Origin of the sequence: Marinicella pacifica, from assembly GCF_014636635.1 — a bacterium.
GTDB classification, from domain to species: domain Bacteria; phylum Pseudomonadota; class Gammaproteobacteria; order Xanthomonadales; family Marinicellaceae; genus Marinicella; species Marinicella pacifica.
The window spans coordinates 53396-71140 of record NZ_BMEO01000009.1 but is presented as its reverse complement, the minus strand read 5'-3'; the positions used below and the strand labels follow the sequence as shown (position 1 = coordinate 71140).

The 17745-nt window shown below is 45.2% G+C and carries 24 protein-coding genes; 16 read left to right on the top strand and 8 right to left on the bottom strand.

What is annotated here, in order from left to right; all coding sequences use genetic code 11:
• Window positions 1-87: 87 nt before the first annotated feature.
• A complete protein-coding gene (locus IEV16_RS10305) occupies window positions 88-369 on the top strand; it encodes a type II toxin-antitoxin system ParD family antitoxin (RefSeq protein WP_188365623.1) in 282 nt (93 codons plus the stop codon).
• On the top strand, window positions 370-705 hold the full coding sequence (locus IEV16_RS10300) for a type II toxin-antitoxin system RelE/ParE family toxin (RefSeq protein ID WP_188365622.1): 336 nt from the start codon (window positions 370-372) through the stop codon (window positions 703-705). It begins immediately after the preceding gene.
• A gap of 115 nt (window positions 706-820) precedes the next feature.
• On the opposite strand, the gene IEV16_RS10295 is transcribed toward IEV16_RS10300, so the two are convergent.
• The 4 genes from IEV16_RS10295 to IEV16_RS10280 all read right to left on the bottom strand — a co-directional run bounded on the left by IEV16_RS10295 (window position 821) and on the right by IEV16_RS10280 (window position 2362).
• Window positions 821-958, bottom strand: coding sequence for a hypothetical protein (locus tag IEV16_RS10295; RefSeq protein WP_188365621.1), 138 nt, complete (start codon window positions 956-958; stop codon window positions 821-823).
• Window positions 959-1122: 164 nt separating this feature from the next.
• Window positions 1123-1311, bottom strand: a complete 189-nt coding sequence (locus IEV16_RS10290) for a GNAT family N-acetyltransferase (RefSeq protein WP_268234414.1) — start codon at window positions 1309-1311, stop codon at window positions 1123-1125.
• Between the two features lie 12 nt (window positions 1312-1323).
• The gene (locus tag IEV16_RS10285; RefSeq protein ID WP_188365619.1) at window positions 1324-1632 is read right to left on the bottom strand and encodes a hypothetical protein; all 309 of its coding nucleotides are present in this window, start codon (window positions 1630-1632) and stop codon (window positions 1324-1326) included.
• A gap of 13 nt (window positions 1633-1645) precedes the next feature.
• Complete coding sequence (locus tag IEV16_RS10280) at window positions 1646-2362, bottom strand: ZIP family metal transporter (RefSeq protein ID WP_188365618.1); 717 nt, start codon at window positions 2360-2362, stop codon at window positions 1646-1648.
• A 360-nt stretch (window positions 2363-2722) separates the two neighbouring features.
• Between IEV16_RS10280 and sugE the strand changes: the two genes are divergently transcribed.
• From sugE to glmS, 14 genes are all read left to right on the top strand, one after another.
• Entirely contained in the window at window positions 2723-3052 is a 330-nt protein-coding gene (gene sugE, locus IEV16_RS10275; protein ID WP_188365617.1) for a quaternary ammonium compound efflux SMR transporter SugE, read from the top strand.
• 84 nt (window positions 3053-3136) lie between these two features.
• Window positions 3137-4051, top strand: coding sequence for an MBL fold metallo-hydrolase (locus tag IEV16_RS10270; protein WP_188365616.1), 915 nt, complete (start codon window positions 3137-3139; stop codon window positions 4049-4051).
• An 11-nt stretch (window positions 4052-4062) separates the two neighbouring features.
• Window positions 4063-4920, top strand: a complete 858-nt coding sequence (locus tag IEV16_RS10265) for a polyphosphate kinase 2 family protein (RefSeq protein WP_188365615.1) — start codon at window positions 4063-4065, stop codon at window positions 4918-4920.
• Window positions 4910-5374 carry an NUDIX hydrolase gene (locus IEV16_RS10260; RefSeq protein ID WP_188365614.1) on the top strand — a complete coding sequence of 155 codons (465 nt, stop codon included), beginning with the start codon at window positions 4910-4912 and terminating at the stop codon, window positions 5372-5374. The genes IEV16_RS10265 and IEV16_RS10260 overlap by 11 nt, the downstream gene beginning before the upstream one ends.
• Window positions 5375-5445: 71 nt before the next feature.
• On the top strand, window positions 5446-5826 hold the full coding sequence (locus tag IEV16_RS10255; RefSeq protein ID WP_188365613.1) for a PH domain-containing protein: 381 nt from the start codon (window positions 5446-5448) through the stop codon (window positions 5824-5826).
• A 2-nt stretch (window positions 5827-5828) separates the two neighbouring features.
• The gene (locus IEV16_RS10250; protein WP_188365612.1) at window positions 5829-6131 is read left to right on the top strand and encodes a hypothetical protein; all 303 of its coding nucleotides are present in this window, start codon (window positions 5829-5831) and stop codon (window positions 6129-6131) included.
• 18 nt (window positions 6132-6149) lie between these two features.
• The gene (locus IEV16_RS10245) at window positions 6150-6632 is read left to right on the top strand and encodes a hypothetical protein (protein ID WP_188365611.1); all 483 of its coding nucleotides are present in this window, start codon (window positions 6150-6152) and stop codon (window positions 6630-6632) included.
• Between the two features lie 95 nt (window positions 6633-6727).
• A complete protein-coding gene (locus IEV16_RS10240) occupies window positions 6728-9598 on the top strand; it encodes a M16 family metallopeptidase (protein ID WP_188365610.1) in 2871 nt (956 codons plus the stop codon).
• 121 nt (window positions 9599-9719) lie between these two features.
• A complete protein-coding gene (locus IEV16_RS10235) occupies window positions 9720-9968 on the top strand; it encodes a hypothetical protein (RefSeq protein ID WP_188365609.1) in 249 nt (82 codons plus the stop codon).
• Window positions 9969-10370 (top strand): hypothetical protein, encoded by a 402-nt coding sequence (locus IEV16_RS10230; RefSeq protein ID WP_188365608.1) that lies wholly within the window; start codon window positions 9969-9971, stop codon window positions 10368-10370.
• Window positions 10371-10536: 166 nt separating this feature from the next.
• Window positions 10537-10794: a type II toxin-antitoxin system Phd/YefM family antitoxin gene (locus IEV16_RS10225; protein WP_188365607.1), complete on the top strand. Its 258-nt coding sequence runs from the start codon at window positions 10537-10539 to the stop codon at window positions 10792-10794.
• The gene (locus tag IEV16_RS10220; RefSeq protein WP_188365606.1) at window positions 10794-11216 is read left to right on the top strand and encodes a type II toxin-antitoxin system VapC family toxin; all 423 of its coding nucleotides are present in this window, start codon (window positions 10794-10796) and stop codon (window positions 11214-11216) included. The genes IEV16_RS10225 and IEV16_RS10220 overlap by 1 nt, the downstream gene beginning before the upstream one ends.
• A 353-nt stretch (window positions 11217-11569) precedes the next feature.
• Window positions 11570-12922 (top strand): bifunctional UDP-N-acetylglucosamine diphosphorylase/glucosamine-1-phosphate N-acetyltransferase GlmU, encoded by a 1353-nt coding sequence (gene glmU / locus IEV16_RS10215; protein WP_188365605.1) that lies wholly within the window; start codon window positions 11570-11572, stop codon window positions 12920-12922.
• A gap of 1 nt (window position 12923) precedes the next feature.
• On the top strand, window positions 12924-14756 hold the full coding sequence (gene glmS, locus IEV16_RS10210) for a glutamine--fructose-6-phosphate transaminase (isomerizing) (RefSeq protein ID WP_188365604.1): 1833 nt from the start codon (window positions 12924-12926) through the stop codon (window positions 14754-14756).
• 98 nt (window positions 14757-14854) lie between these two features.
• On the opposite strand, the gene IEV16_RS10205 is transcribed toward glmS, so the two are convergent.
• The 4 genes from IEV16_RS10205 to IEV16_RS10190 form a co-directional block, all read right to left on the bottom strand.
• Entirely contained in the window at window positions 14855-15463 is a 609-nt protein-coding gene (locus IEV16_RS10205; protein ID WP_188365603.1) for a nitroreductase family protein, read from the bottom strand.
• Window positions 15464-15519: 56 nt separating this feature from the next.
• Window positions 15520-16461 (bottom strand): pirin family protein, encoded by a 942-nt coding sequence (locus IEV16_RS10200; protein WP_229728319.1) that lies wholly within the window; start codon window positions 16459-16461, stop codon window positions 15520-15522.
• Between the two features lie 61 nt (window positions 16462-16522).
• The gene (locus IEV16_RS10195) at window positions 16523-17236 is read right to left on the bottom strand and encodes a pirin family protein (RefSeq protein WP_188365602.1); all 714 of its coding nucleotides are present in this window, start codon (window positions 17234-17236) and stop codon (window positions 16523-16525) included.
• Window positions 17237-17250: 14 nt separating this feature from the next.
• Complete coding sequence (locus IEV16_RS10190; protein ID WP_188365601.1) at window positions 17251-17679, bottom strand: DoxX family protein; 429 nt, start codon at window positions 17677-17679, stop codon at window positions 17251-17253.
• Window positions 17680-17745 lie beyond the last annotated feature (66 nt).

Genomic DNA, 17745 nt, shown 5'->3' with positions numbered 1-17745 from the left:
TATAATTATTAAAATGACTTAGCGGGTGGCAATTATAGCCACCCTGCCTTAAAATATAGAAAAATTTACTTTTTTAAGGAGAATACCATGCCAGCAAATCATACGAAAAATATTGCGCTCACTTCAGAATGGGAGCAATGGATTAATGAATTGGTTGTTAATGGTGAGTATAAAAGTGCCAGCGAAGTCATGCGCGCAGGTTTGCGCACTTTAAAGCACAAACGAGACCTACAAAAAATGGAATTGGAAGAAATAAGACTTCGGATAGTGAATTCAATCAGTCAGGCTGAAGCTGATGATTTTGCCGTGGGTTCAGGTGAAGAAGCCATTAAAAGGGCTTTTTCCACCGCTGCACAAGATAATCCTTAAATGCAAACCTGGCGTTTAACACCGCAAGCAGAAAAAAGCTTGGTTGAGATTGCTGCCTGGACCATTAAACATTTCGGACAAGCCCAAGCGCTCAAAAATCGAGATGAATTGATTTCATGTATAAATCGACTTGCCAACAATGACCCACCTCATGGTAAAGAATGCAACGAATTAATGAGTGACAAATCGCAAGCCAAAGGTCTGTTATATTTCCATCAAGGCAGTCATTACATCATATTCAGACGAACCAAAAAACAATTAGAGGTTCTGGAGTTTTTCCATCAACGCATGAATATAACGGCACATTTAGAAGAACTGGCCAGAACAAAAAGATAATCATCTACCCATAATGAAATTTTGTGCCAGAGGATTAAAATAAATTCGCATCAAACCAACATATATAGAATTTATTAATCAGTCGGATGATTTACGTCATCAACAAATATCAGGTTTACAGGCATAGATATTCCTCATTATTTTTGTTATTTTCAGCGATGACGCTTAATGTCTTTGAATCACTATTAACCATACGCGCCATGGTTTTTATCAGATCATCTTTGGGAGCCGTTTCAAAACGACGGCCACCCATTACTACATCTTAAAAGCTCAACCGTTATAAAACATCACCTTTTATCAAAACCGGCTCTGCGACTGTATTTTCATGAAAAAAGCCTTGCTATTGGCTTTGTGATTTGTTTGAATTTGTACGCCGTCAACTTCGGTTAAATTTAAGGTCATAAGAATCGAATTGTCCTATTTCATAGTGAGCAAAAGTCGTTGTAGTTCTGCTTTGTATTGCACAATTTTATAAGTTTGTTGCATACCCAGGGCTTTAAAGAAAGCTTGCGCTCCACTGTTATCCCATTCTGTATCGACTGCAAACTCAGTAAAACCTTGTTGTCGGCACCAATGCATCAAAGCTTCGACCACTTGACGCCCCAGACCCTGACGCTGTCATTGAGGCTGAATATAAAGCCCTTCCAGATACGCCACACGTTCTCTTAAACATCCATCCACCACATTTCTTATTGATAGTTCAAAAAAACCCACATGCTGACATTTAATCTCAATAAATCCGGCAAACCAATCTTTATGCTTATCAATTTTATGCATTTCCTGTTGGAAAAATTCGTGGTCTTTTGGTTGCGGTTGATACAAAGTCTGGCGGAATGTTTGCCATTGTTCGAAATCTGTTTTTTCAATGGGAATTAATTGAAATTCAGAACAAGAGTAATAAGGCTCTGATTTACTAATATTTTTCATCGTATTTTTTATATTAAGCCGTTAATTGCTGTCCAATCAAGCCCAATAAAAAGCCCAACAATGCAAATATCGGCGGTGCCCAGTGAGATTCGAGTTTGGCTTGTGGCGCGATGTCCTGAAAGATAATGTAGGTTATACCACCGGCCGCGAACAGCATGATGGCTGCCACGATTGATTGAAAATCACTTAAAAACCAATAACCTGATAATCCGGCGATTGGACCTATAAAGGCAATTAACACAAAAACGATAATGATTTTCTTGGTGCTGTAATGCGTTGCGGCTTTGATTTCCCGAAAGGCATTGAAACCTTCAGGCAGGTTCTGCAGCGCCATGATCCCGGCCAACAGCGGTGCGACCTTTTTATCGATCACAAAGGTGGCGCCCAGCGCCAGTGCTTCGGGAATAAAATCAGCCAACATCGCCACAAGTTGACTGGCAGATGTCTGGTTTCTGGCCAGAATAATATCCAAAGTCATAAACACCAGACCACCCAGGATAAAACTTAACGCTGTGGCCCATATCGGTAAGTCTTTACTCCCTTCAGGCACCAAAACCAAAGCCACTGCCGCCAATAATGCCCCGCCGCCAAACGCCATCACACCATGACGAAGCTCGTTTTTTAGCCAATTACGGCGAATGTTCTCAAACGCCGCCAAAGACCCGCCAATCGGTATGGCAACCCCGGCCAATAAGGTTAACAGTAAAATAACTAACCACGCACTCATCATTTTAGTTTAGCGCAATTAGTCAAGGGACACAAACCGCCAACCCACCTAAAAAAAATAACTTTAATGACTGCATCTGATTGAATATAAAGAAATGTCCTTGGGGTTTCGCTTCCGCTCCCGGCTCACACAGCACACCTCCATCCATGGAGGTGTACGCTTCCGCTCCCGGCTCACACAGCACACCTCCATCCATGGAGGTGTCTTGCCTTCGGCAAACCGCCTAAGAAATAAAAAGGGCCTTTTACTTGCGTTTCCTTCCTTGAACTTCAGAATTTCAATCATTTTTTCAATAACCCAGACTTATGCAGAGGTCTCATTATATAATTCTGAATACCGAATTTGACTCGTGGAAACTAAATTATGGCGTGGATTTATTTACTGGTGGCCGGCATCTTTGAATGTGTTTGGGCCGTGGGTCTGAAGTACACTGAGGGCTTTTCTAAACCCATGCCTTCAGTTATTACTGTGGCGGCCATGGTTGCCAGTGTCTGGCTGTTGGCCTTGGCCATGAAGGAGATTCCCATTGGCACCGCTTATGCTGTGTGGACAGGCATTGGTGCCGTGACGGTGGCGCTGGCAGGCATGGTTTTATTTGACGAAAGCCGTGATGTGGTACGCTTGTTATGTCTGATGCTGATTATTATCGGTATTGTCGGTTTGAAGTTATTTTCCATACCTTCTGCCGGGTAATATTCACATCCTGTGGCTTATCGATATGCCATCATTTTCATGGTAATATCGTTATTTTGAATTTTTGAGAGTGGGATATTTGAGATGATTAAACGTTTATTTATGATGCTGTTGTCCGGTTTTACTCTGTCAGTGCAGGCACAGGAAGCGCCACAAAAAGTAGAATTCAAAACACAGGAAGTGGCAAGTGGTCTTTATATGTTGTCAGGAAAAAATGGTTTTACCGGGGGTAATCTGGGTGTGATGGTGGGTAAAGAAGCGGTGGTGTTGATTGATGATTCGATGCCGCAGTTACTTGATAATATGCAATCTTCAATTAAAGCCGTGACCGATCGTCCTGTAGATTATGTCCTGAATACCCATTTACATGCGGATCACACCGGCAACAATGCCGCCATGCACAAAAGCGGTGCCCATGTGGTCGCCCACGAAAATGTGCGCAAACGACTAATCCAAAAAGGCATTACCGACGGCAATGAAATGAAACCGACACCACAAGAAAATTTACCGGTGATCACTTTTGAACAGGCTATAAACCTCTATTTTAATGAACAACCGATGCGGGTCGTGCATGTACCGCATGCCCACACTGACGGCGATTCGGTAATCCATTTCACCCGCGCCAATGTAATACACACCGGTGATGTGTTTTTTAACGGCCGGTTTCCGTTTATCGACATTGATTCAGGCGGTTCTGTGGCGGGCATGATTGCGGCCTTAGAAACCATCGAGGGCATGGCCGATAATAATACAAAAATTATCCCGGGACATGGTGAGTTGGCGGATAAAGACGCGCTGCAAAAAGCCATTAAAATGCTCAAAGACAGCCGCGATAAAATTCAGCTGTTAATCGATCAGGGTCTTGATGAGGCGGCCACTGTTGATGCCAATCCATTGGCTGATTATCATCATAACTGGAACTGGAACTTTATCACCACTGAACGCATGGTGAAACAGCTGTACCGGGGCTTAACTGAAACGGACCATCACAGTCACTGAGGTGGGCTGACATGAAAGATGTCAAGAAAATCGACACGCCCTATGCAGGTATCGATAAAGAAAGCTACCATGTGGAAAAGCGTCGTTTGCAGGTTGAACTGTTAAAAATCCAGCAGAAAGTGGTCAAAGAGGAACAACGTCTTGCGGTGGTTTTTGAAGGCCGGGATGCCGCCGGTAAAGGCTCCACCATTAAACGCTTTGTCGAAAATCTGATGCCGCGACATTATAAAATCGTGGCCCTGGGGATTCCCAACTCGGTGGATCGAAAATACTGGTTTCGCCGTTATGAGCGGGAACTGCCTAAACCCGGTGAAATCGCTTTTTTTGACCGATCCTGGTACAACCGTGCGCTGATTGAACCCACCATGGGCTATTGCAATGAAGCCCAGTACAAGTATTTCATGAAAAAAGTGCTGGACTGGGAGCATAAACAGCAAGAAAACGGCCTGATGCTGGTTAAATTTTATTTATCCATAACCAGTGACAGTCAGTTATACCGTTTTGAAGACCGTTTAAGTGATCCGTTGACTTTCTGGAAGTTCTCTGAAAATGATTTGCATGCCAGAGAACGCTGGGAAACCTTTACCCATTTTAAAGAGCAGATGTTTAACCACACCTCCTCGCGTCGATCGCCCTGGGTGGTGATTAACGCCGATGAAAAACGGGCCACACGTCTGACCGCCATGTTATATCTTGTGCAATTACTCGGAGACGGTAGTTTTGTGCCCTTAAGCGGCGAAGAAAGTAAAACAACTTTTAGTATCAAACTGGATGGCGTGCGTTTTAATAATCTAAGTTTCAGACAGTACGCAGTGCTTAAAGCCCGTAAACGTCAACAAAAAATAATGGACCAACAAAATGACGCATAATTTAATCGACACCATCAATAAACCGGTGGTGGAATCAGCCGGTGGCCTGGTGTGTAATGATGACCAGCATATTTTACTGATGTTTAAACGCGGTAAATGGGACATGGCCAAAGGTCGTCTGGAAGCGGACCAATCCACTGAATTCTGTGCCCGCCGTGAAGTCAGTGAAGAAACCGGTTTGTTGCTGGATAAATTACACATCCGTGGCAAACTGGTCAGCACCTGGCACACCACCACCCACCAGCAGGTGGAATACCTCAAAAAAACCCATTGGTTCATGATGCATTACCAGGGCCGAGACGATGATTTATCACCGCAAATTGAAGAAGGTATTATTGAATGCCGTTGGGTGCATTTAAGTGAATTACCGGCATACCGTGAACTGATGCGACCACGCATCAACTATGTCATTGATTTCTGGCATAAAAATTTAGCCTATGTGCCAAGAAGATAGTCTATGACTTTGGACACGTTGGTTTCATGGCAGTGAAATGCTAAAATAATTTCTTTTATGTGGATATATCCATGCGTGTTCTGTACTCAGAAAATCCGGTGATGTTTAAAAATAATCCCTTAGGCTTTATTGCTTCAGTGATATTGATTGCGGCTTTTGGCCTTGGCATCATTATTCTATTGGTGTGGTATTTAAAAACCAAAGCCTTAAAACTCACCGTCACCGAACACGACATCGTGCTGGAAAAAGGCTTACTCAGTAAAGAACATTCAGAGATTAATATCGACAGCATTCGCACCATTCGGGTCTCACAGAGTTTTTTTAACCGCATCTTTGGTGTCGGTCAAATCGAAATATTTACCGCCGGAGATAACCCCGAAGTGGTGGCCGCCGGGATGCCGGAACCCAATCGGGTGCGTGAATTGGTTAAACACAGATCAGCGGAGCAATAATCATGGTGGGAGAAACAGACCAACAACAAAAAAATGAATCCCGTAAAATCGCCCTGGCTTTAGTGGGTATTGTCAGTTTAGTGGTGATTGCCGGGTTGTTAATGCTACCGTCATTAGCTGAAGCGATGGCACCGGGTCTGGGCTTAAAAGATGCCGCCATTATTGCCTTTTTTGTGACCGCCATTTTGTTGATTATCTTTGCGGTGGCCGCCGGTGACGGTTTGTTAGGCGAACTGCAATATATGTTGGCTGGGTTCTTTCTATTTTATTTAATCTTCTGGTTGATGATTGCCTGGGTGTTTTAGCGCATGCAGGATGATTCAGTGAGACCTCAATTTGCGCCGTTATACAGCCGTCGTGAACGGTGGCGTCTGTTACTGTGGGCCTTAGTAGTGACCGGACTACTGGCGTTGCTGATGATAACCCGCTTATTGCCCTGGCTTAATTCATTTCTGCCCACAGCGCATTGCCAAACAATCTTCGGAATTAACGGATTATCTGCCGTTATGCTATTAATGTTTGTGGCGGCACCCTTGTTGTTGGTTATATTTTTATTGGTTTTCGAAGGACCAAAAAGTTGGCGGGTTTGGCGGTTAAAACAAACACCATTGCCGAACGAAAAGGTCATGAAGCCAACCCGATATCGCTATGGCAATCGAGCCCTTTTACGACCCATCGGATTTTTGATCGTTATTATTGTGCTATTGGGCTTAACAGTTTGGGCTTTTATTTTAGTGGAAAATATATCAGATCAGATAACCACGGAAATGAAAACCTGTCCGCAAAGTCAAATCAGCCCAGAATAGTACTTTTGACACAGTCCAAAAGACCCGCAACCCTTTATAATCATACACATTTTAAAATTGGTTTCTTTTAAGCCACCCATCAGTGAGGAATTAACATGCAACCCAAAATTCACAAAATGGCACTGCTCTTATTCACAGCCCTATTGGTCAGTTGTGCCAGTCAGCCGGTTAATAAACAGGCAAACGCAGAAACGCGCAAAAACCAGGATGATCGTGTCTTTAACCAGGATTACGATATGCGGACTTTGGATAATGGCCTGAAAGCCATTGTTGTTAAAACCGATTATCCCGAAGTGGTCTCTTTACAGATTCCGGTGCAAACCGGTTCACGCAATGAAGTGGAACCCGGCAAATCCGGCTTTGCCCACTTTTTTGAGCACATGATGTTCCGTGGTACTGAAAACTATTCTCAGGAAGAATACGGTGCCATGCTCAAAGAAATGGGTGCCGATCAGAACGCCTACACCACAGATGATTACACCAACTACCACGTCACTTTTGTGAAAGATGACCTGGAAAAAATGCTGGAACTGGAAGCCGATCGCTTTAAAAACCTGAAATTTTCAGAGGCTCAATTTCGCACTGAAGCACTGGCGGTCAAAGGCGAGTACCTGAAAAACAGCGCCAATCCGTTCAGTAAATTGTTCGAAACGGTGCGTAAAAATGCCTATCAGGAACACACTTATCGCCATACCACCATGGGCTTTCTGGAAGACATCGAAGACATGCCCAATCAAATGGACTATGCCTTAACTTTTTTTGACCGCTGGTACCGCCCCGAAAAAGCCGCCGTGATTGTGGTCGGCGATGTGGATGTTGAGCAGACCCATGACTGGATTCAGCAGTATTTTGGTGACTGGGAAGAAGGTAATTACACGGTCGATATTCCGGTTGAACCACCGGCTAAAGGCAGTCAGTACCACCACATTGAATGGCCATCACAAACCCTGCCGATGTTTGGTTTGGTATTCCGTGGTACCGATGCCGATCCCATGAAAAAAGACAAAGCTGCGCTTGATATGCTGGGTCAAATTTACTTCGGCCAGAATTCAGATGTCTACCAGGAATTGGTTGTTAATAAGCAATTGGCCGATAGTTTGTTCTTTTACAGTCCTGACAGTAAAGACCCGGGTTTAATCTATATATTAGCCCGCTTAACCAGTCAGGATAACTATCCCGCAGTTAAACAAGCCCTAATCGACACCATTGTTCGTGCCCGTACCGAACAAGTGGACAGTGAAGAGCTGGCCGATATTAAATCTGCGGCGCGTTATGGCTTTGCCAACAGCCTCGATAATTCAGAAGCCATTGGCGATATGCTGGCTGCGGTGGTGCAGTATGACCGCAACCCCGAAACCGTTAACCAGCAATATGCCCGTTTAGATGAAATCACCGCCGACGATGTGCAGTGGGCCGCCAACGAATATCTGGTCGATGACGGTCGCATTATGGTGACGCTGGCGCAGGCCGAAGAAATTGCTAACCTGGATAAAGATTTCAGTCTGGCCGAGCAAGTGGCCAAAGCCAATCAGCCTAAAGAACCGGGTTTTCAAGTCACCGATATGCGCAACAACAGCGATATTGTCGATATTAACTTTTTATTCAACACCGGTGCCGCACAAGACCCAGAAGGTAAAAAAGGCCTGGCACAGTTAACCGCCGCCATGATTACCGACGGTGGATCTGAAAGCCGCAGCATCAAAGAAATCCAAAAAGCCATGCGCCCCATGGCGGCTTATTTTGGCGCCCAGGTGGACAAAGAAATGATTTCACTGTCCGGCCGTGTGCATAAAGACAAAGCGGGTGAATGGATGGATCTGGTGATGGATAGTTTATTGAATCCCGGTTTCAGAGAAGATGATTTTAAACGCCTCAAAACCCGGCAAATTAACAGCATCCAGACCGACCTTAAGCAGAATAATGACGAAGAACTGGGTAAAGAAGTGCTGTACGAGCAATTGTATGAAGGCCACCCCTACGGCAGCCTGAATTTAGGCCATGTCAGTGACCTCGAAAGCATAACGCTGGATGATGTGAAAGGTTTTTATCAACAGCAATTAACCCAGAATAATTTAAACGTCGGCATAACAGGCCATTTAAGCGATGATTTGAAACAAGAATTAATTGCGCAATTAACCGCCGAGTTACCCATGAAAGGGGCTGAACAGGTCAATATCCCGGAAGCGCCCGAGCTTAACGGTCGCCAGGCCTTAATCGTACAAAAACAAACCATGCCCACCGCGGTGTCCTTTGGTTTCCCGATTGACGTGAATCGCGCCCATGAAGACTGGGTCGGTTTATGGCTGGTGCGTTCATTCCTGGGCGAGCACAGAAATTCCAACAGTTTCCTCTACCAACGCATCCGTGAAGCCCGCGGTATGAACTATGGTGACTATGCTTACATCGAATACTTCCCGCGCGGCATGTACCGCACCCAGCCAAATGCCAACTTAGGCCGTTCAGAGCAAATCTTCCAGGTATGGATTCGTCCTTTGCGTTCGAATCAGGATGCGCACTTTGCCACCCGCGTGGCCATGTATGAGCTGCAAAACCTGATTGATAACGGTTTAACGCAGGAACAATTTGAAGCCACCCGGTCTTTCTTAAGTAAATACGCCGGCCTGTTATTAAAAGGCCAGGACCGCGTGCTCGGCTACCATATGGACAGCCAGTTTTACGGCACCGATGACTTTGTTGAGATGGTTAAAAACGGCCTGGCCGAGCTGACGCTGGCTGATGTCAACGCCATCATCAAAAAGCACCTGCAGACGGACGATATCCAATTCGTCTTTATCGCCAAAGATGCTGAAAACTTAAAACAGCGCTTAACCAGCGAACAAAGTTCACCGATGGAATACAACTCGGAAAAACCCAATGACTTACTGGAAGAAGACAGTGTCATCCAGGATTATCCGTTAAAGCTTGATGAAGTTGAAATCATCAATATTGACCAGGTTTTTCAATAACCACTGACCTAAGAAGACTAAAGCCGAATCACAAACGTGGTTCGGCTTTTTTTGTTGTGCTTATTTCCGAAGTGGTATCATAGTACATTTAAAATAGTCAATTTACGCGTTCGACTCGGAAATGAAAAATAATAAAACACAAAAAGCCACTAAAACGCTAAGAATTTTATGTGCCATCGTACTCACATGTCTTATTTATGCCTTTGGAGATATTGTTTTTAATCATGAAAGATTTAATCGGTTGGAAATAGTAATATTGCTGATGATAGATATCATATTAATGTCAGCGTTTATAAGACCGGTTTTGACTGGAGAATATTCTTATATCTTAAAATTAATGGGTAAGCCTTATTATCCTAAAAATAAATAGATGATAAATAAGATTTTAGATGCATTTCTTTGTAGTTTCTTTGCAACCCTTATTATTGGCATGATGGTTAACAGGTTATTACCCACATGGGAGGGTTTAGCTTCAGATGTTGGTAATAACGGTGTTTGGCTTGTGTCATTTATTGTTCACTACGTTTTTGGTCTTGCTGTAAGTGCCGGAGCAATTTTAAGTCAGATTCTCTCAAAAAATGTTACTGTCAGTAGAAAGTTTTGGGTTATTACGTCTGGTGTTATTGTGACCCTATTGCACCTGTTTCTTTTATTCGTTCAGTACGAATTTGAATCTTATGTGTTTTTCTCACTACTTTTTGGAATGAGTTTTGTATTATTTTTGGTGGCGATAGTAATGTGGAACACATTGCGTTTGAATAACAATTTTTAAAATACTGGCACATTACTTGCTCATTAAATCATGGCACCCATTCATTATCTAAAATCTCACAAATACCCTCATCTTTATAAATCTGCCAAAGCATAAGTCTTGAAAATAAATTAAAAAGCAATACAATATGTAGAAACGTACCTACAAGCAATTTTTGAGAAAAATAATGAGCAGAACAACCTTATCAAGCAGAGAATTTAATCAAGATGTGAGTAAAGCGAAACGCGATTCACGCAATGGGCCGGTATTTATTACAGATCGGGGCCGGGCTTCGCATGTGCTGTTAACAATTGAAGAATATCAAAAATTAACGGGCAATAAACGCAGTATTGTTGATTTGTTGGCGATGCCGGATGCGGAAGCGGTTGAATTTAATCCACCCAAGCTGGATAAAGAATTGTTCAGACCGGCGGATTTGAGTTGATGTATTTATTAGACACCAATGTTATTTCAGAACTGAGAAAAGCGAAATCCGGGAAAGCCAATAAAAATGTCGTTCAATGGGGTCAAAAAGTGCCGACAGCCGGTTTGTTCTTGTCCGTGATAACGGTCTTGGAACTGGAAACTGGTGTGAAGTTGATTGAAAGGCGAGATAAAAAACAAGGCGCTATGCTGCGCATCTGGCTAGATGATTATGTATTACCTGCTTTTCAAAGCCGGATTATTCCAATCGATACTTCAGTTGCATTATGTTGTGCTAATTTGCATGTTCCGGATCCCAGGTCAGATCGTGATGCCTTGATTGCAGCCACGGCGTTGACCCATAAAATGACGGTGGTCACCAGAAATACCGATGATTTTACACACATGGGTGTTGAGCTACTTAATCCATGGATAAAGTCCTGATGTAAGCCGCTAAATAATACAGATAATAAAGGTGTGTTCTTGGGATTTCATTCACTTTTGTTCCCGACAAATAGTGGCCTACAGGACGTAGGTCCGTGGCGAGAGCAGGACGCGGAAGCCGCCGCTCGCTCACGGCCTTAACGGACATTCCGTCACGCTTCTTCGCCTGCGGCGAAACCGCATGACTTCATTTACCTGGCCTAACCGGCTCGGCGGGTCGTGCTGCTGAGCAGCACTCCAATGTTCGCATTTCTGGGTGATGGTGTTGGGCTTTTTTTAATTTTGTCCGAAATAACTTATAATAGCTCGATTATCATTTCAGGCAATCAATCCTGTGGGTTAAAACTGCTTTCATGACCAAACCTAATCTTCATATTATTATCCTGGCCGCCGGTGCCGGTACCCGGATGCATTCGGACAAACTTAAGGTCTTGCACGAATTGGCCGGGCAGCCGATGATTGTGCATGTCCTGAGAACCGCGCAAGCGTTAAAGCCGGCACAAATAACTGTGGTCTGTGGTCATCAAAAGGACAGCCTGAAACAAGCACTGGCGAATGAGTCGCTTAATTGGGCTGAGCAAACGGAGCAATTGGGCACCGGTCATGCGGTGCAGCAGGCGATGTCGTTTGTTCAAAAGAATGAATCAGTGCTGGTTCTGTATGGCGATGCGCCCTTGGTGGAGGCTGAGGATTTGCAAACGATGCAGTCCGAAGCGTGTGTTCTGACGGCAGATTTGGATGACCCAACGGGTTATGGCCGGATTATTAATCAGGATGGCAAAATTACCGCCATTGTCGAACAAAAAGACGCCAATGAAGATCAGTTAGGCATTCAGGAAGTTAATTCGGGGATTATTAAAACGCCGGCGGCTGATTTAAACCGTTGGTTACAACAACTCAATAATAGCAACAGTCAGAATGAGTATTACCTGACCGATGTGATTGCCATGGCGGCTGATGAGGGCCGTCCATTTCGGGCAGTGCAAGCCGAACAAGCCGACATTGTGAAAGGTGCCAATGACATGCAGCAACTGGCCGAACTGGAAGCAATTTTCCAGCGACGCCTGGTGCAGAAGTTACTGCAGGAAGGGGTGCGGATGCCGCGACCGGAGACTGTCGATATCCGTGGTCAATTACAGTGCGGTCGTGATGTGGTGGTCGATAAAAACACCTTATTTGTGGGCGAGAATCGTTTGGCTGAGGGTGTTCAAATCGGTGCCTTTTCGGTGCTTGAGGATTGTGATTTGGCCGCCGGTACCGTGGTGGAACCGCATTCGATGTTAGCCGGCGTGAAAACCACCGGTGCCTGTACCATTGGCCCGTTTGCCCGTTTGCGACCCGGAACAGAACTGGCGCAAGGCGCTAAGGTCGGCAACTTTGTGGAAATGAAAAAAACCAAGGTCGGTGAAAATTCTAAAGCCAGTCATTTAAGTTATTTGGGTGATGCCGTTATTGGTAATCATGTAAATATTGGTGCCGGTACCATCACCTGTAACTATGATGGTGTGAATAAATTCACCACCGTGATTCAAGATGGCGCCTTTATTGGCTCAGACAGTCAGTTGGTGGCACCGGTGAGCATTGGTAAAGATGCCACCATTGGCGCCGGTTCGACCATCACCAAAGACGCCCCGGCGGGTCGATTAACTTTATCCAGAAGCCGCCAGCGCAGCGTCGCCGACTGGCAAAAACCGAGTAAGAAATAATATGTGTGGAATTGTTGCAGTAAGTGCCAAAAGGCCGATTGTTGATGTCATCATGAATGGTCTGAAAACCCTGGAATATCGGGGTTATGATTCTGCCGGCATCGCAGTTATTACCGATTCGGGCATCGCCATTCGCAAACAAGCCGGTAAACTCAAGCATTTACAAGCCGATTTGGAAGCCAATCCGGTTAATGGTGAGGTTGGTATTGGTCACACCCGATGGGCCACCCATGGCGAGCCCACGTCAGCCAACGCCCACCCCCATGACTCAGACAATGCCATTGCCGTGGTACACAATGGCATTATTGAAAACTACCGGCCATTACGGGAAAAATTAACCGCGGCCGGCTATCAGTTTAAGTCTGAAACAGACACCGAAACATTGGTGCATCTGATTCATTATTATCAGGCGCAAGACATGAGTTTTTCTGCCGCCAGTCATAAAGCCTTGCGCGAATTAGAAGGCGCCTACGCGGTGGCCATTGTATGTATGTCGGATCCCGGCCGTGTGATTGCCGCCCGCAAAGGCAGTCCGCTGGTGGTGGGTGTTGGTGAGCAGGCCAATTATGTGGCCAGTGATGTCCAGGCTTTGGTCAGCCAGACCGACCGGTTTTATTACTTAGAAGAAGGCGATGTGGTGGAAATTACCGCCGAAAGCTGCGATATCTATGATGAATCGGGGCAGGCGGTTGAACGTGAATTAAAAACCGTGACCTTGTCATCGGAAGCCCTGACCAAGGATGGCTATGCCCATTATATGCTGAAAGAAATTCATGAACAGCCAATTGCCGTGGCCAACACCATTGCCGATCGTTTGTTTAATGACGCCATCGCTGATGATTTTATCGGTGCTGATGCCAGAGAGATTCTCAGCCAAACCAAACAGATTCATATTGTTGCCTGCGGTACCTCGTATCATGCCGGTATGGTGGCGCGTTATTGGCTGGAAGCCATTACTCAAATCCCAACACAAGTCGAGATTGCCAGCGAGTACCGTTATCGCAAACCGGTGATTCCGGCGAACACCTTATTTTTGACGATTTCACAATCCGGTGAAACCGCCGATTCTTTGGCGGCGTTGCGGTTTGCTAAAAAAGCCGGTTATCTGGCCACCTTTGCGGTGTGCAATGTCGCCAATTCGACCCTGGACCGGGAAAGTGATGAATGTATTTTGACCCATGCCGGACCGGAAATTGGCGTCGCATCGACCAAAGCCCTGACCACACAATTGGCCGTAATGGCTTTGTTAACCTTAAAATTGGCAGAACTTCGCGATGTGGATATCAAAGTGCGCAAGAACTTAGCCAAACAATTACGCACCCTGCCGGGCATTATTAACCAATCGTTATTGCTCAATAATCAGATTAAGGTGTTTGCTGAACAAATCGTACAACGCGATCATGCCCTGTTTTTAGGCCGCGGCGTGCATTATCCAATCGCTTTAGAAGGCGCCTTAAAGCTCAAAGAAATTTCTTATATCCATGCCGAAGGTTACCCCGCCGGTGAGCTTAAACACGGTCCATTGGCGCTGGTGGATGATAAAATGCCGGTGATTGCAGTGTGCCCTAATGATGAGTTGTTAGAAAAACTCGAATCCAACATTGAAGAAGTCCGAGCCCGCGGTGGTGAACTGTATGTCTTTGTCGATCACAAAAGCCAACACGGTTTAAAAGACCGCGTACCTTATCTGATCGAAATGGAAGCCAGCGGCTCTTTCACCTCACCGATTGTCTTTAATGTGCCCCTACAGTTACTCAGTTACCATGTGGCGGTATTGCGCGGCACCGATGTCGATCAACCCAGAAATCTAGCTAAATCCGTTACGGTGGAATAACACGGTCTGATCAATTATGGGTGTTGTGGGTTATGCTTAACTAACGGAAAAAACCCTGCGATTGCATGATGCAACCGCAAGGCTTTACCGATGTCACATTAACCATGCACTTTTAAGCGTTTTTCAATCGGTTCGAATGATTTATCGCCGGCGGGTTGCTCGATGCCGCCGAAGACCATTTGCGCAATCAGGTGCCAGTCTTTATCGACGTTCCAGGTTTTTGCCACCTGGTCATCGATGACCGGATTGTAGTGCTGTAAGTTGGCGCCAATATTCAAGGCGGCTAACTTCGTCCAGATGACATACTGGTGCATACCGCTGGTGTGGTGTGACCAGTCGGGGAATTTATCGGCATACAGGGCAAAGTTTTCTTGTAAGCCCTTCACCACGCTGTCATCTTCAAAGAATAGAATGCTGCCGGCACCGGCTTTAAAGCCCTCAATTTTTTGTTGAGTGGGTTTGAATTTCTCATCATCATTGACGATACCGCGCAAGGTGTCTTCGGTGATTTGCCACAGTTTTTCATGGTCATCACCAAACAAAACGATGATACGTGTTGATTGTGAATTAAATGCCGATGGTGTGTGTAACAGCGTATGTTCAACCAGGTTAACAATTTCTTCCTTAGCCACAGGTAACTGCTTGCTTAAGGCATAAATTGAGCGCCGGGTTTCGGCCAGTTGTTGTAGGTGTTGTAATTTTGACATGGTTTTTCTCCAAATATTATGTTCTGTGTAATTCAAAATAAATTGTATGCGCGTCTTTAACCCTTAAATCCTTTGGGTAAAGGCGGTGCGGACAGTCTTTTCAGGTCAGAATCGACATCGCCAAAACGCGCATGTCCCGCATTCCAGTCACTGATGGATTGTTCGATATCCGCCTTATTATCGTCAACGAAATTCCACCACAGCAGTACTTTTTGCTTCAGTGGCTCGCCGCCAATAAACATTAATCGGGTGCCTTTTTCAGCGCTGATTGTGATGCCTTCTGGATCGCTGATATCGCTTTCATCAAAACGCAGTAATTCGTTTTGATTCAATTGTTGTCCGTCATATTTAAAAGCACCTTCCACCACCAAAAGCCCATATTCAAAGCCGGACTCAAGGTTTAATGTGAGCTTGTCGTCTTGTAAAAAATGCACATCAATACCCACCAGCTTTGAATACTGTAGCGTCGGTGCGGTATGGCTTTCACCGGCTGCAGTCGTATAGCTGCCTGTGGTTAAGTACAGTTCAACATTGTTTTCTGTCCAATTGGGCACTTTAGGGTAATGATGAAAGCTGCGTTCGATCTTTTGGTCCTTCGGCAGCGCAATCCAGAGCTGCACCAAATTGATATTACGTTCAGCATCGGCAGAACCGCCGGTATCGGCAAACACACTTTGTTCGGTGTGGCTGATGCCTTGTTCTAATCCGGTGCCGGCGGTCATTAAGTTAACTTGGTTTTTGGTAATCACTTGTTCGTTACCCAAACTGTCTTTGTGCAACACTTCACCGGATATCATCCAGGAGAAGGTTTGCAAGTTGGTGTGCGGGTGTCTGCCGACCTGCATGCCCGGGTCTTGATCATCAAAATTAGCCGGGCCGGCATGGTCTAAAAAGCACCAGGCGCCAATCGGTTGCTTGCCTAAATTGGGTAATAACCGGGCGATGGAAATACCGCCGACATCAGCCATTCGTGGTTTTAGGGTTTTAACTGTCATCATTAACCTCTCTTTAATTTAAAATTGTTTGCTTGTAACTACCTGGTCCAGGCTCAATCTTTGCTTACAAACGCATGGGCACTTCCATCAGTAACACATGGGCATCTTGGGCCACGTTCATGGTGAATTCTGCGGTGTCTTGAATGCCTAAACCATCACGGGTATTCAGGGTTTGACCATTAATATCCACCTGACCTTTGATTACAAACACATAAACGCCGTTATTCGTATCATGTAGCTGATAGGTTTTGCTGACGTCTTGATCAAAATCACCCAAACTAAACCAGGCGTTTTGATGAATCCATACCCCCGCATCATCCGGATTAGGAGACAACACCTGATTAAATTCATTAGGCTGCATCATGTCAGCCAGAGGCAGCTGTTGATAACGTGGTTTGACGTTCTTTGTATGGGGGATGACCCATATTTGTAAAAATTTCACCGGATCTTTGGCATCGCCGTTCATTTCACTGTGGGTGATGCCGGTGCCGGCAGACATCACCTGGATTTCACCGGCTTCAATGATGCCCTGGTTGCCCATATCATCCCCATGACGGAGTTTCCCCGACAAGGGAATGCTGATAATTTCCATATCGCGATGCGGGTGCTTGCCAAAACCCTGGCCACCGATGACATAATCATCGTTGAGGACGCGCAGGGCACCAAAGCCCATACGCTCCGGGTTGTAATAATTGGCAAAGCTGAAAGTGTGTTTACTTTTCAGCCAGCCGTGGTCGGCATGACCACGGGAGTCGGCTGCATGATATATGGTTTTCATATGAACTCCTATGCTTATTGACTGATCTCAGTCTGACGATTATCCAGCGCATAAGCACCGGCACCGTGCGCCACAATCAAAAAGAAACCACCGGCGATGGCGATGTTTTTCAAAAACATATTCAGCTGGGTTTGATCACCAAAATCAGCATGAAATATAATCGCGGAAAGGATGCTGAAACCGGCCATTAAAAACGCCACAATCCGCGCTTTATAGCCCGCCACAATAGCGATGCCACCGAGGACTTCAAGGATAATCACCAGCGGCAGCATAACACCGGGTACACCCATGGCGTCCATATAACCTTGGGTGCCGGCATAGTTGGTTATTTTGCCTAAGCCTGACATAATAAAAATAGCCGCTAAAAAAATACGACCAACGGGTGCACTAAAATTTTGTAATTTATTCATTGTTTTCTCCATATAGTTAATCAATGTTGCCATTATAAATGTTGACTAAAAAAGGATAAATGGCAATAATCACAAAATACAGTTCATATATTTAGAACA

Bases quoted from the DNA above. Each gene is read 5' to 3' on its own strand.
- IEV16_RS10230 (WP_188365608.1), top strand. From the start codon at position 9,969: ATGATAAATAAGATTTTAGATGCATTTCTTTGTAGTTTCTTTGCAACC.
- IEV16_RS10295 (WP_188365621.1), bottom strand. From the start codon at position 958: ATGGGTGGCCGTCGTTTTGAAACGGCTCCCAAAGATGATCTGATAAAA.
- sugE (WP_188365617.1), top strand. From the start codon at position 2,723: ATGGCGTGGATTTATTTACTGGTGGCCGGCATCTTTGAATGTGTTTGG.
- IEV16_RS10250 (WP_188365612.1), top strand. From the start codon at position 5,829: ATGGTGGGAGAAACAGACCAACAACAAAAAAATGAATCCCGTAAAATC.
- glmS (WP_188365604.1), top strand. From the start codon at position 12,924: ATGTGTGGAATTGTTGCAGTAAGTGCCAAAAGGCCGATTGTTGATGTC.
- glmU (WP_188365605.1), top strand. From the start codon at position 11,570: ATGACCAAACCTAATCTTCATATTATTATCCTGGCCGCCGGTGCCGGT.
- IEV16_RS10300 (WP_188365622.1), top strand. From the start codon at position 370: ATGCAAACCTGGCGTTTAACACCGCAAGCAGAAAAAAGCTTGGTTGAG.
- IEV16_RS10205 (WP_188365603.1), bottom strand. From the start codon at position 15,463: ATGTCAAAATTACAACACCTACAACAACTGGCCGAAACCCGGCGCTCA.
- IEV16_RS10220 (WP_188365606.1), top strand. From the start codon at position 10,794: ATGTATTTATTAGACACCAATGTTATTTCAGAACTGAGAAAAGCGAAA.
- IEV16_RS10240 (WP_188365610.1), top strand. From the start codon at position 6,728: ATGCAACCCAAAATTCACAAAATGGCACTGCTCTTATTCACAGCCCTA.
- IEV16_RS10190 (WP_188365601.1), bottom strand. From the start codon at position 17,679: ATGGCAACATTGATTAACTATATGGAGAAAACAATGAATAAATTACAA.
- IEV16_RS10255 (WP_188365613.1), top strand. From the start codon at position 5,446: ATGCGTGTTCTGTACTCAGAAAATCCGGTGATGTTTAAAAATAATCCC.
- IEV16_RS10270 (WP_188365616.1), top strand. From the start codon at position 3,137: ATGATTAAACGTTTATTTATGATGCTGTTGTCCGGTTTTACTCTGTCA.
- IEV16_RS10280 (WP_188365618.1), bottom strand. From the start codon at position 2,362: ATGATGAGTGCGTGGTTAGTTATTTTACTGTTAACCTTATTGGCCGGG.
- IEV16_RS10195 (WP_188365602.1), bottom strand. From the start codon at position 17,236: ATGAAAACCATATATCATGCAGCCGACTCCCGTGGTCATGCCGACCAC.
- IEV16_RS10200 (WP_229728319.1), bottom strand. From the start codon at position 16,461: ATGATGACAGTTAAAACCCTAAAACCACGAATGGCTGATGTCGGCGGT.
- IEV16_RS10305 (WP_188365623.1), top strand. From the start codon at position 88: ATGCCAGCAAATCATACGAAAAATATTGCGCTCACTTCAGAATGGGAG.
- IEV16_RS10260 (WP_188365614.1), top strand. From the start codon at position 4,910: ATGACGCATAATTTAATCGACACCATCAATAAACCGGTGGTGGAATCA.
- IEV16_RS10225 (WP_188365607.1), top strand. From the start codon at position 10,537: ATGAGCAGAACAACCTTATCAAGCAGAGAATTTAATCAAGATGTGAGT.
- IEV16_RS10265 (WP_188365615.1), top strand. From the start codon at position 4,063: ATGAAAGATGTCAAGAAAATCGACACGCCCTATGCAGGTATCGATAAA.
- IEV16_RS10235 (WP_188365609.1), top strand. From the start codon at position 9,720: ATGAAAAATAATAAAACACAAAAAGCCACTAAAACGCTAAGAATTTTA.
- IEV16_RS10285 (WP_188365619.1), bottom strand. From the start codon at position 1,632: ATGAAAAATATTAGTAAATCAGAGCCTTATTACTCTTGTTCTGAATTT.